Origin of the sequence: Asanoa ishikariensis (assembly GCF_900107455.1) — a bacterium.
In the GTDB taxonomy this organism is placed as follows: Bacteria; Actinomycetota; Actinomycetes; order Mycobacteriales; family Micromonosporaceae; genus Asanoa; species Asanoa ishikariensis.
The window spans coordinates 1,594,563-1,607,769 of record NZ_FNQB01000002.1; the positions used below are offsets into that span (position 1 = coordinate 1,594,563).

Sequence of the window (13,207 nt, forward strand, 5' to 3'; positions counted from 1 at the left end):
AACGATTCAAGGGAGTCGTCAGTGAACCACAGGTCGTGGAGAGGGGTGGTGGCGGTCGCAACGGTCTTGGCGACCGTCGCCGCCGGGTTGTCCGGTTCGGCCGGGAGCGCGCTCGCCGCGCCTGGCGTGTCCGTGGCGCGGTTGGAGGTGAACGCCAGCCCGGTGCCGCTCGGCATCGACGACGCGACACCGACGTTCTCCTGGGTGCTCGAGTCCGCGCAGCGCGGCATCAAGCAGCGCAAGTACGAGCTTGTCGTCGCCACGACCGCGGCCAAGGCGGCAGCGGGCAAGGGTGACGTCTGGGCCAGCGGCTCGGTCGCGTCCGACGCCACCTCGGTCACCTACGAGGGGCGGACCGCGCTGCGCTCGCGCACCCGCTACTACTGGAGCGTTCGGTCCGTCACCTCGGCGCCCACCGCGTGGGCGCCGGCGGCCTGGTTCGAGACGGCGTACCTGACCGCCGACGAGTGGCAGGGAAGCTGGATCTCCGGCCCGCAGCGGTCGGTGACCGTGCCCACGGCGGGCGACGGCGCCAGCGACGACGCCTGCTGCGTGACTGCCAGCACGACCCTCGCCGCCCCCGCCCAGTCGGGTGCGACCAACGTGAAGGTCGCCGCGATCAGCGCGATCGCAACCGGCAGCACCGTGCGCGTCGGCGCGGACCAGGACGTCACGGTCTCCGCCGTCGGCAGCCCGGCCACCAGCACCACCGCCGCGGCCCCGCTCGGTGCGGGCGCCACCACCGTGTACGTGGCCTCGGTCAACAACTTCGCGGTCGGCGCCGCGATCGCGGTGGCCGACCAGAGCAGCACGATCACCTCGGTCGGCACCGCGGTGCAGCAGCAGCGCTCGCTCGCCGTCGCGGCCGCGGCCGGTGCCACGAACATCAAGGTGAACAACGTCGGCGGCTTCGTCGTGGGCCAGGCGGCGATCGTCGGCACCGGCGACACCGCACAGGTGCGGCAGGTGACCGCGGTCGGCGACGCCGGCGCGACCGGCAGCGGTGTGACGCTCGACGCCCCACTGTCCGCCGCCGTCGCGAGCGGAGCGCCGGCCCGGGGCCTTGGCACGGGTGTGGACGTCAGCCCGGCCCTCACCGCCGCGGCCGCGTCCGGCGCCCCGGTCAGCAGCCCGGGCACCGGTGTCACGTTCGCGCCCGCACTGACCGCGGACCAGCCGGCCGGCGCGCCGCTGGTCGGGCAGGGCACCCCGCGTGACGTCTGCCGACCGGTCGGCAACTCGCCGTCGGCCGGTTCCTGCAAGCCGGTCCGGCCCACCTTCCTCATGCGACGGTCGTTCGACGTGGCCCCGGTCTCGGCGCACGGCACGGTCGTGCGTGCCCGCCTCTACTCCAGCGGCCTCGGCTGGAGCGAGCCCACCGTCAACGGCCGTCTGACGCAGCCCGGCGGGCACCTCAACCCGGGCTTCACCGACTACGTGGACACCGTCTCGTACACCACCGACGACGTCACGGACCTGATCGCGCAGGACCCGACGGCGCCGCGGCAGAACGTGGTCGCGGCGGAGGTGGCCGCCGGTCGCTACGACTCCGAGTCGGTGCCCAGCAACCACCGCTTCGAGACCGCCCAGTGGCGGGCCTTGGAGACCCTGCGCGCGGACCTCTACGTCACCTACGCCGACGGCACCGAACAGCTCGTCAAGTCCGACGACACCTGGGCGACCAGCGTCGACGGGCCGACCCGCTACAACGACTTCGACAACGGCGAGACGTACGACGCCCGGAAGAAGATGCCGGGCTGGAACACCACCTCGTGGGACGCCTCCGCGTGGTCCCGCGCGCAGGTCGTGCCGGGCCCGAAGGGCGACCTGGTGTCGATGGAGCACGAGCTCACCCGCAAGGTGCAGGACCACAACGGGCCGTTCCCGCGCTACACGACGCCGGCGGGCGCGCAGGTCTTCGACACCGGGCGTCAGCGCACAGGCTGGGCCACCGTGAAGATCTGGGGCGCCGAGGCGGGTCAGGTCGTCCGCATCGTGTACGTCGAGCGGCGCAACGACGACACCTCGATCGACGACCCAACGGTGCCGGGCACGGGGCAGGACGGCGCGCTCCAGCTCGCCGGCAGCCTCCAGCAGGAGTACTACGTCTCGGACGGCACCGGCACGGCCGAGAACCCGGAGGTGTACGCGCCGAACTGGAACTTCGCGGGCTTCCAGTGGGTGCAGGTCGACGGCAGCAACGGCAGCCAGTTGCCGGCCGGAGTGCACGTCGACGTCGCGTCGGTCCAGGAGATCCGGACCAGCTTCGCCGAGGTGGGCACGTTCGAGTCGTCCGTGCCGCTGCTCAACCAGATCTACGCCAACGTACGGGGCTCGGTCGCCGGTGACTGGGTCGCTGGATACTCGATGGACACACCGACGTACGAGAAGGACGGGTGGACCGGCGACGCCCAGATCATCCTGCCGACCGTCGCGAACATCTTCGACATCCAGCGGTCGATGCGGAAGTCGGCGCGGGACGCCGTCGACTCGCAGCTCGCCAACGGCCAGGTCGGCCTGCTCATCCCCGGGTCGGAAGGCTACGGCTACTGCTCGCCGACCAACCCGGCGGTGGACCCGAACGACTACACCCCGTGCGGCACCTCGCCTTCGATCGCGACGTTCAAGCCCAACGGTGGTGGGGCGACCCCGATCTGGGACGCGTTCCTGATGGTCGCACCGGCCGAGGGCTACCTGCGCTACGCCGACCCGGAGCCGATCCGGACGGCGTACCACGCGATGACCAAGTACCTGGACGACAACATCCAGGGCGGGAAGCCGTACGCGGACGGTCCGGGCGGTTGGTTCGTCTGGGACGGCTCGGACGACTGGACGCTGAACTCCGGGCTGGGCGACTGGGCGTTCGTCACCGGGGCCAACGGCAACGCGGCCGAGGGCACCAACCTCAACGTCGGCGGTTTCCAGGCCGCGTCGTCGACCGCGTTCACCGCGTACCTGGCCACGAAGACGGCGGAGGCCGCCCGGCTGCTGTACGCGGAGACGGGCACCGCGAGCTACCTCGCCGACGCGCAGAAGTACGAGAAGCTGTTCGCCGACATCCGCCGCGACTTCAACGCACGGTGGTGGGACGCGGCACGTGGCTTCTACGCCGAGAACTCCACACAGGAGCTTCGGCAGGGATTCCAGGCGTGGGCGATCGGCTTCGGCCTCGTGGAGGAGCAGAACAAGCGGGCCCTCCAGGAGAAGCTGGCGTACGACGTGGCGGTGACCAGGACCGGCCACGCGATGATCGGGTTCGTCGGCATCCGCTGGATCTGGCCGGTGCTCTCCGAGGCGGCGCACGCCGGTGTCCCGTACGCGAAGCAGGCCCTGTTCGCGGTGGCTCAGCAGACGACCTACCCGTCCTACGGCTACCACATCGGCCTGGGCTACACCGGCGTCGGTGAGTACTGGGAGGCGTCCACACGAACCCGCAACCACCAGTTCCAGGGTTCGATCGGGCAGTGGTTCTACGAAGAGCTGGCGGGGATCAAGCCCGCCGAGCCTGGCTACCGGAAGATCACGATCCAGCCGCTGGTCGGCGGTGAGTACGGCGTCGACCACGTCGCCGCCAGCGTCGACACGATCCACGGCAAGGTCGGCTCCGACTGGACCCAGAACGACGACGGCGACCTGACCCTGCACGTGACGGTGCCGGCCAACACGACGGCGACGGTGCACGTGCCCGCGCCCAACAAGGGTGCGGTCAACGAGGTGGGCACGGGCACGTCGGTCGACGCCGACCGCGCCCCGGGCGTCCGGTACGTGGGTCACCAGCTCGACGCGGAGGTCTACGAGGTGGGCTCAGGCAGCTACACGTTCCGGGTGATCCAGCCCGTGTCGTGCGAGCCGCTCGCCGACGAGCTCACCGCGCTGACCGACGCCGGGCGGGTGCACGCCCACGTGGCGGCGAGCCTGCGGGACCGGTTGGCACACGCCGAGGCCAAGGCGGTCAACGGCGACGAGGGTGCGGCGATCGACTATCTGGAGCAGTTCATCTCCCGCGCCGAGAACCAGGTGAAGGGCGACGACGCGGCCCGCGACGCATTGGTGGGCCGGGCCGAGACGCTGATCGCGGAGTTGCGTGCCAACGTCGCGGCGGAGGAGGCGGCCGCCTGACGATCGTGGGGTCGGCCCGGCGGCACCACGCCGCCGGCCCGACCGCGCATCGAAGGTCTTGACGCGTACCGGCGAGCGTCCATATTCTCTTGAATGTCGATGTATGAATCGTTTCATGAACTGCCCAGGAAGGACCGTCGGCATGGCGAGCCCGACCACGGAGCACCTCCCACTGGACGATGACGACCTGGCCCTGCTCCGGCTGCTGGCCGAGGGACTGTCCATCGAGCTCGTCGCGCGGCAGCTCTTCACGTCGGACCGGACGGTGCGCCGCCGCACCCGGGCGATCTGCGACCGGCTCGGTGTCGCCACACCGATCGCCGCGGTGGCCCAGGCAGCACGGCGCGGGCTGCTCTGAGGCACCGTGCGGTCGAGGGCCGTCAGGGGCCGGGAGCGCGCAGTCGCCCCTGGCCGCGGCGGCGACCGTGGTCACCGGTCGACTGACTGCCGCGGCCGAGTTCGGCCCCTGACGGTCGCACGGTGTGGGTCCGGACCCGCACCATGCCCCCGTTGACCAACCGTCCGCCCGACGACCACTGTGCCGGGCCGCGCCTGCGGCCCGGTTGCAGCGGGGTTGCGGTGCCCACATCGGGTGCGCGAGGCTGAGGACGCACCCGGGAGGCCAGGCTGTTCTTCGAGGCGTTGGGCCCGCTGCGGGTCCGCAGCCAGGGCAGGACGATTTCACTCGGCACGCCGATGCAGGCGCGGCTGCTCGCCCTGCTGCTCTGCCACGACGGCCGGCCGGTGGGCACGGACGCTCTGCTCGCCTCCCTGTGGGAGGGCGTGCCACCGCCGACGGCCCGCAAGACCCTCCAGGTCTACGTGCACCGGCTGCGGCAGGCGCTCGGTGATCCGGCCCGGGTGGTCCACACCGGCGACGGCTACGCGATCGTCCTGGGTGCGGACGAGTTCGACGTCCGACGCTTCGGTGCGGCGGTCGACCAGGCGCGCGCCGCCCGCCGGCACGGTGACCTGGCGGCCGCGGCCAAGCTGTTCCACGAGGCGCTCGGGCTGTGGCGCGGCGACGCGTACGCGGGCGCGCCGGTCGGGTCCGAGGCGAGCCGGCTGGCCGACCTCCGTGACACCGCACGGGAGGAGAGCGCGGCCGTCGCGCTCGACCTGGGCCGGCCCGTCGAGGCGGGCGCCGACCTGGTGGCCCTCGCGCGGGAGCATCCCTATCGCGAGACGGTCCGGGCCCTGCTGATGCTGGCGCTGCTGCGCACTGGCCGGCAGGCGGACGCGCTCGACGTCTACCGGCGCGCCCGGGCGCTGCTGGTCGAGGAGTTGGGCGTGGAACCGGCCAGCACCCTGCGCTCGCTGCACGCGGCCATCCTGCGCGGTGACCCGCGGCTCGCCGGGGTCGCGACCGCCGAGCTCGGCGAGTTGGCCGAGCCGGACAGCCGGCCGGCCCGACCCACCGTGGCGCCGACGCCACGGCAGCTACCGGCGGACACGGCCGGCTTCACCGGTCGGGCCGCCGAGCTCGACGAGTTGGACACGATTCTGCGCGGTCCAGGGCCGTCCGTCGCCGTCGTCTCGGGCATCCCGGGCGTCGGCAAGACCGCACTCGCCGTCCATTGGGGACACCTGAACCGGGGCCGGTTCCCCGACGGCCAGCTCTACGTGGATCTGCGCGGCTACGACGACCGCCCGCCGCTGCGCCCCGGTGCGGTGCTCGCGGTGTTCCTGCGCGCGTTCGGCGTGCCGGCCGACGAGGTGCCGACGGACCAGGACGAGGCGGCCGCCCTCTATCGCAGCAGCCTGGCGGAGCGGAAGGTGCTGGTGGTGCTCGACAACGCCGGCCACCTCGAGCAGGTGCGGCCGCTGTTGCCGGGCGGGCCGGACTGCGCCGCGCTGGTCACCAGCCGGGACCAGCTCGCGGGGCTGGCCGTCCGGGACGGCGCCGTCCGGGTGCCGCTTGACGTGCTGCCGGCCGGGGACGCCGCCGAGCTGCTGCGCGGCGCGATCGGCGCGGGACGGGTCGCGGCCGAGCCGGGGGCGGCGGCGAAGTTGGTCGCTCTGTGCGGACACCTGCCACTCGCGTTGCGGATCGCAGCGGCGCAGTTGACCGAGGGCGACATCGGTTCCTACGTCGCCGCGCTGAGCGACGACCGGTTGACCGCGCTCCAGGTGCACGGCGACAGCCAGGCCGCGGTGCGGGCCGCGTTCGGGCTGTCGTACGCCCGCCGGTCTCTGCTCGCACGTCGCCTGTTCCGGCTGTTCGGCGTCGTGCCGGGTGCGGACCTGACGGCTCCGGCCGCGGCGGCGCTGACCGGAGCGACCGCCGGGGAAGCGGCGCGCCTCCTGGCCGAGCTCGCCGACGGCCACCTCGTCGAGCAGCACCGGCCCGGCCGGTACGTGGCGCACGACCTGCTGCGGGTCTACGCCGCGGAGCGGGCCGGCGTCGAGGAGCCGGAGCCTGACCGCCGGCAGGCGCTGGACCGCTTGGCGGACCACTATCTGCGCACCGTGGTCGCCGCGACCCGGATGGTCAGCCCGCAGGTGATCCGGCTGCCGGACCCAGTGGGAACGCCGGCACCGGACTTCGCCGATCACGCCGCCGCGACGGACTGGCTGGAGGCCGAGCGGGCGAACCTGCTCGCGCTGGTCACGCACGCCGCCACGCACGGGCCGTACCGCTACGCCTGGCAGTTCGCCGACGCCCTCCGCGGTTGGCTCCACCGCCGCCTCTACGTCACCGACTCGCTGGTCGCCAGCCGCACGGCGTTGATCGCCGCTCGCCGCGCCGGCGAGCCCATCGGCCTGGCCGCCTCGTTCAACTGCCTGGCCACCGTGCACTGGCAGGCCAACCACACCGGCCTGGCCCTGCGCTATTTCACCGAAGGCCGCGTCAACGCGCGCGCCGCCGGCTGGGCGGAGGGCGAGTCGACCGCGTTGTACGGCCGGGCCATCATCCACGTGTTGCGCGGCGCGGGGCCGGTCGCGGCCGACGACCTCGAGCAGGCGCTGGCCATCAACCGCCGCAACGGATCGGCGCGCGGCGAGGCGATCTGTCTCAACTCGCTCGCGGTGCTCCACTTCGAGCTCGGCGACCTCCACCTGGCCGCAGGCTACGCCGCTGACTCCGTGCGGGCCTACAGCTCCGCGTCGGCGGTGGGCGGTGCCGTCCCGACCGCCAACCTCGGCGAGATGAAGCATCTGCTGGGCGCCAGCGACGCCGGGCTCCGCCTGCTCGCCGACGCGCTGGCGGCCCACCGCGCGGTGGGCAACCTGAGCGCCGAGGCGGCAGCCCTGGCCAGCCTCGCCTCCGTACACGCCGATCGCGGTGACCTGGCCCGGGCCGAGGCGCTGGTCGCCGCCGCCGAGGAGCTCGCCGGCGACACCCGGTACGACCGGCTGCGGGTCGACGTCCTCAACGTGGGCGGAACCGTCGACCGGAAGCTGGGCCGGCTGGCCGAGGCGGACCGGCGGCACCGGGAGGCGCTTGCCCGCAGTGGGCGCCAGCCGTACCCCCGGGCCGTCGCGCTGATCGGGCTCGCCCGGGCCAGCCTCGCGGCCGGCGACCACGCAGCGGCGCGCCAGCACGCCGAGGCCGCCAGGCGGGTCGCCGGGCCGGCCGGCTACCGGCTGCTGGACGCGTTCGCGCTGGACGTGCTGTCGAAAGCGCTGGTGGCGACCGACCCGCCCGCGGCCGTGACCGCCCGCGAGGATGCAGCCGCCATCTACCGCGCCAGCGGCTACGTCTGGACCGAGGCAGTGGCCCCCTCCTGATCGCAGGGGGCCACTGTCCACATCGGTCACGTGTCGAACAGCGCCGCCCAGGGCTCGACCAGCATGGTCTTTCCCTTCAGGGCGGCGATCATCTCCGCGCCGACGACGCCGTCCAGGCCGGGAAGCTGGCCCGCGCCGCCGTCCGGACCCAGCGGCACCGCGATGGCCATCGGGCCCGGCACGTACGACCGGAGCTCGCCCTCGCCCGTGATGTGCGCCCGCAGGTTCGCCGCGACCAGTTCCGCCTGGGCGCCGGCCGTGCCGATGCCGTCCCGGTCGGCGTCGGTGATGTCGCCGACCGCGTAGACGCCGGACCCGCCGGCCACCCGGAGCTGGCCGTCGACGCGCAGGGTGCCGTCGGGGTGGCGGGCCGCGGCCAGCGCACCGCGCAGGTAGCCGGTCGCCGGCTTGACGCCGAAGGCCTGGTACCAGACGTCCGCGGTCAGCTCCTCGCCGTCGTCGGTGGTCACGACCACGTTGCCGAGCACGGTCGGCGGCACCGCCGGCAGGTCGCGCACCGGGCTGCCCAGCCGCAGCTCGACACCGAGCTTGTCGAGCTGTCGCCGGAGCTCGTCGCGCAGCTCCTGGTCGAACGGGCCGGGCATGACGTCGCTGTCGGCGCCCACGACGGTCACCGCCTTCTCCGGGTGGAACGCCCTGATCTCGCCGGCCAGTTCGAGGCCCGCCGGGCCCGCGCCGATGACCAGGACCCGGCTCGCGCCTCGCAGTTCCCCGTGCGCCTGGCGGAAGCGAGCCCGCGCCGTGGCGGCGTTCGGCTCGTCGACCTTGGCGGGGAACGGGTAGCCCGAACCGGTCGCCAGGACCAGGTGGTCCGGTTCGAGCACCTGCCCGGAGGCGAGCGTGACCCGCCGGCCGTCGACGGCGGTCGCGCGGTCGTGCATGAACCGGCCTCGGGCCAGCAGACGGTCGTACGGCAGGAAGATGCGGTCCAGCCACTCGGGCTCGACCAGTGCCCGCCAGGCGGCGCTGTTGTGCGTGAACGCGTCGGAAGGTGCGACGAGCGTCACGTCGGCGACGTCGTCGAGCGCCTTCGCGACCTTGATCCCGCTATATCCGCCGCCCAGGACCGTGACGGTCGGGCGGGTGTCGGTGCTGCTCACAGTATTGGTCTCCCTCGATGCCTTTAACGGAGAGGTGCCTCCGCTACGAGGCTATAACGGAGACAGCCCTCCGGTATTCCCGCTATGCTGGGCGCGTGGCGAACGAGGCTGGTGGGAGAGCGCGGCGCACCCGTGCCGAGCGCAGCGACAGCGTCCGCAACCGGGAACGGCTGCTCGCGGCCGCCCGCGCGCTGTTCGCCACCGACGGGCTGCATGCCCCGATGGACCGGATCGCGACCACCGCCGGCGTCGGCCCGGGCACCCTCTACCGGCACTTCCCGACCCGGCTGGCGCTCTGGGAAGCGGTGCTCGAGGAGCCGCTGCAGGCCCAGCTCGACCTGGTCGAACGCGCGCTGGCCAACCCCGACCGGTGGACGGGGTTCGCCGGCTACCTCCTCGAGACCTGCGCCCAGGAGGCCGAACGAGGCGGCTTCCTCAACCTGATGACGACCCGTTTCGACGGCGCGCCGCGGCTGATGGAGCTCCGCCGCCAGATCCAGCGCCGCATCGTGGAACTGGTCGGCCGCGCCCGCTCCGAGGGCGTCATCCGTCCCGACTTCACGACCGAGGACCTCGTCTTCATCACGCTCTCGAACAGCCGAGTCGCCGAGGTCACCCGGGACGTGGCACCCAACGCGTGGCGCCGCAACGTCGAGCTCTTCCTGGACAGCGTCCGCCCGGAGCGGGCGCACCCCCTGAGCCAGCCGCCGATGACGCCTGGTGAGGTGGCCCGCACCGTGGCGCGTCCGGTCTTCCAGCGGGAGCCCTAGGGCTCCGTGCCGGAAACCTTGACGCCGTCGACGTAGACGGTGACGCGGGCGTTCGTGGCGTAGCCCGGTGCGTTCGGACGGAAGCTGTAATCGTCGGATTCCGTGAAGCGTGACCAGTCGGCCTTGCTCATCCGGAGCTGGATCTGGCCCGTCGACGAGCTCGGTGCGAGAGTTCCTGACGAGAAACCCACCTCCAGGTACGCGTCCGCGCCCGGCCGCGCCGCCGGCAGTGCCACCACCCGGCGGGTGACGTTCGCGCAACCGACCTGGGCCCAGTCGCACCACGCGTTGACGGTCGGCGCGCCGCCGTCCCGGGTGAACCAGTAGCGCGCGGTCACCCGACGCAGCGGCACCGCCGCGGCACCGCTGTTGTCGAGCTGGATGCCGGGCCTGATCTGATTGTCGCCCGGTGACCAGTCGAGGTTGAGATAGCGCGCGGTCAGGCTGGGCGCGCCCGGGCGCGGTGCGGTCAACACCGTCAGGCCGGGGGAGGGCGGTGACTGGTTGCCGGCCGCGTCGCGGGCCCGGACCGTGAAGCGGTACTCCGAGGACGGTTGCAGGCCGGTCACCGTGACGCCCGGCGTGACCGAGCTGGCCGCCTTGTAGACGTAGTCGGTGTGCTGCGCCCACACGTCGTAGCCGGCGACGCCGGTGTCGTCCGTGGACGGTGCCCAGGTCAACGTGACCGAGTCCGGGCCGATGGCCGCTGCCACGGGGGCACCCGGCGCGGTCGGCGCGGCGGTGTCGGGGCGGTCGAGGACGAACAGAGTGATGCTGTCGGCCGGGAACGTCGCCTCGAAGCCACCGCCGGTCACCGGCTGATCGGCCGCCCGGACGATCGCCGAGGTGTTGGCGGCGCCGTAGCGGTAGACCCGGGCCGTGGAGCCGGAACGGCCGACCAGCGACACCGGAGCCGTCTGTGCCGCGCCGCTCTTGTTCACCACCACCACGGTCAGCGCGCCGTCCCCCGACCGCTCGGCCGCGTACACGGAGAGCAGGTCCTGGTCCGTGCTGGTGGCCCGCACCCCGACGTCGCCGAACCGGCCGCCGGTGCCGTCGTAGTTGCGGTACATCCGGAACGCGAACGCGCCCGGGTCGGTGGCCGCGGGCGGCGCCCACAGCGTGGCCAGGTCGAGCCGTTCGCGGCCGAAGATGCCGAGGATGTCGGCCTGCGCCAGGGCGCCGTTGACGTGGTCGAGCGCGCCCCAGTTGTACTCGGTGACGGCGGTCTTCGTGCCCGGGTAGTTGGCGGCCACCAGCTCGCGCATCCGGGGCACCAGCCGCACCTGCGTGCCGATCCAGCTCTCGTCCACATAGGTGGGATCCCAGAGCGACCGGGTCGAGCGCAGCCGCAGCGCGTTGGTCGTCGGGTCGTTGCCGTTGCCGAACGCGACGCCGCTGGCCTGCGGGTAGAAGTGCATGTCGAAGTAGTCCAGGACCCGGGTGCCGTGCGCCTGCTCGTACGCCCGGAGCTGCTGGAGATACCAGGTGGTGAACGGCAACCCAGCGCGGGCCGCGCGGTCCGGTGGGTCGGCCCAGCAGCCGGTGCGGCCGCAGGTCTCCTGGTCGAGGCCGGAGTAGTCCCAGCTCGTCCAGCCCCAGCCGACCGGGCCGAGGGTGGCCGCGGTGGGGTCGGCCGCCTTGACCGCGGCGCCGATCTCGACGGCCCGGTCCCGCAACTCGACCGAGCTCGCGCCGAGCGGATGCACGTCCCGATGGGTGCTGTGCCAGATGTCCGGCTCGTTGTCGAGGTTGTAGAACTGGACGCCGCCGTCGGCCGCGGTGCCGTACCTGTCGGTCAGGTGGTCGATCCAGGCGCGCACGTAGGCGGCGCCCACCGGTGCGCTGGTGTCCGTCGGGTCGTTGCCGGTGACCGGGGTGCCGTCCGGCTTGATGCCGTTGCCGCAGTCGGGCCGCCACTCGTCGGTGCGTTGCTGCGGCCCGTACTTGGCGACCGAGAAGCCGCACGACCCGTCGCGCGCCTTGGGCGCCCAGCCGATCAGCGGCACGGTCAGGATCGTGTCGCTGCCGGTCGCCCGGTCCTGCTCGACGAACCGGTCGGTGGTCGAGCCGTCCGGCAGCGCGTCGGGATCGGCGTTCTCCTCCGCGATGTTCTCGAAGAACCAGTCACTGGCCCGGTTCGTGGTGTCGTAGCGGTAGTCGTAACGGGTGGTGGCGTTGCCGCCCCAGCGACGCACCGGCAGGTCGAGCTCGTCGGCGAGGGTGGCGTCGGCGAAGTTCATCCCGTACACGTGCGGGCTGATCTGATGCCGGTCCGCCGTGACGTCGACGGTCAGCGCGGGACCGGCGGCGGCGAGCACCACCGTGGCGGGGGTCGCGGTCAGCAGGACGGCGGCGAGAAACGGTGTCGGGCGCATGCGAACCTCCGGGCGGCGACGTGTGTGGACTATGCCCAGCCCGGACCGGCCTGAGATTAACCGACATCCATCTATCTCCGCTACCACGGACGTGGATCGTCACCGGCTTGTGGGATGCGCTCGGGCGCATCCCCCGCTACCGTCGGGCGATGGCCCTTATCGGTCAACCGGCCGGCGACAGCACAGCGATGGCGCCCGCACCAGGCTGGGCCGGTGTCGGCACGGTGACTCTGCGCGAGCTGTCCGGACATTACGACCTGGCCGGCGTACGCCGGTGCGACCAACACGTCCTGGTGCTGGTCACGGTCGGCCACGGCCAGCACGAGATCGACTTCCGGCCGTACCTCTGCCGGCCCGGCACGCTGCTCTGGGTGCGCCCCGGTCAGGTGATCCGCCACAACGGCGGCGCCGGCCTCGACGCCATCGTCGTGTGCTGGGAGCCGTCGGCGGTCGCCGAGGTCGCCGACGACCCGGCGTTGCTCGACGGCGGGCTCGGTCCGGCCTGCTGGCAGCTAGCGGGTGAGGACGAGGACGCGGTCATCAACGAGGTGAGCCAGCTCGTCGTCGACTGCCAGCGGCATCGCTCCGGCACGCTCGCCGCCGGCCTGCTCCGCCACCAGCTCGCCGTGCTGCTGCTGCGCATCGCGCTGCTGCCCGGTCGCCGGCCCGCCGAGCGCAACGACGCGTACGTCCGGTTCCGCTTGGAGGTCGAGAAGGACTTCACCCAGACCAGGCGGGTCGAGGAGTACGCGGAGCGGATGGGCTACTCCGTCCGCACGGTCACGCGGGCCTGTCTCGCTGCCACCGGTCGCAGTGCCAAGCAGGTCATCGACGACCGGGTCACGCTGGAGGCCATGCGGTTGCTCGCGGTCACCGACGACCCGATCGCCGACATCGGGCGGCGGCTGGGTTTCCCGGAGCCGACCAACTTCGGGCGCTTCTTCCACCGGGAGGCGGGCACCAGCCCGGGCGCGTTCCGGTCGGCCCAACGGCCCCCGCCACGCAACGCGTTCCCGTCCCAACGGCGCCCCGCCGCCGGCGATCTTCACGGGCGGCCGACGCCCCGGGTCGCGGGCGAGGCATGATG

Annotated in this window: 7 protein-coding genes; 5 read left to right on the top strand and 2 right to left on the bottom strand. The window is 72.9% G+C overall.

Translation table 11 applies throughout. The annotated features are described in order from the left end of the window. Positions 1-48: 48 nt before the first annotated feature. The 3 genes from BLV39_RS21870 (at position 49) to BLV39_RS21880 (ending at position 7,851) form a co-directional block, all read left to right on the top strand. Positions 49-4,119: a family 78 glycoside hydrolase catalytic domain gene (locus tag BLV39_RS21870; RefSeq protein ID WP_143049839.1), complete on the top strand. Its 4,071-nt coding sequence runs from the start codon at positions 49-51 to the stop codon at positions 4,117-4,119. A gap of 142 nt (positions 4,120-4,261) precedes the next feature. Beyond that, the gene (locus BLV39_RS21875; RefSeq protein ID WP_090795783.1) at positions 4,262-4,477 is read left to right on the top strand and encodes a helix-turn-helix domain-containing protein; all 216 of its coding nucleotides are present in this window, start codon (positions 4,262-4,264) and stop codon (positions 4,475-4,477) included. A 338-nt stretch (positions 4,478-4,815) separates the two neighbouring features. Continuing rightward, positions 4,816-7,851, top strand: a complete 3,036-nt coding sequence (locus BLV39_RS21880; RefSeq protein ID WP_090795785.1) for an AfsR/SARP family transcriptional regulator — start codon at positions 4,816-4,818, stop codon at positions 7,849-7,851. A gap of 26 nt (positions 7,852-7,877) precedes the next feature. On the opposite strand, the gene BLV39_RS21885 is transcribed toward BLV39_RS21880, so the two are convergent. Beyond that, on the bottom strand, positions 7,878-8,972 hold the full coding sequence (locus BLV39_RS21885) for an NAD(P)/FAD-dependent oxidoreductase (RefSeq protein ID WP_090795788.1): 1,095 nt from the start codon (positions 8,970-8,972) through the stop codon (positions 7,878-7,880). Positions 8,973-9,067: 95 nt separating this feature from the next. Between BLV39_RS21885 and BLV39_RS21890 the strand changes: the two genes are divergently transcribed. Next, positions 9,068-9,742, top strand: a complete 675-nt coding sequence (locus BLV39_RS21890; protein ID WP_176985010.1) for a TetR/AcrR family transcriptional regulator — start codon at positions 9,068-9,070, stop codon at positions 9,740-9,742. Here the strand turns inward: BLV39_RS21890 and BLV39_RS21895 are convergent. Then, positions 9,739-12,120 (bottom strand): glycoside hydrolase family 44 protein, encoded by a 2,382-nt coding sequence (locus BLV39_RS21895; RefSeq protein ID WP_090795794.1) that lies wholly within the window; start codon positions 12,118-12,120, stop codon positions 9,739-9,741. The two genes, BLV39_RS21890 and BLV39_RS21895, sit on opposite strands and share 4 nt — an antisense overlap. 149 nt (positions 12,121-12,269) lie before the next feature. On the opposite strand from BLV39_RS21895, the gene BLV39_RS21900 reads away from it, so the two are divergent. Further along, the gene (locus BLV39_RS21900; protein WP_239083792.1) at positions 12,270-13,205 is read left to right on the top strand and encodes a helix-turn-helix domain-containing protein; all 936 of its coding nucleotides are present in this window, start codon (positions 12,270-12,272) and stop codon (positions 13,203-13,205) included. Positions 13,206-13,207 lie beyond the last annotated feature (2 nt).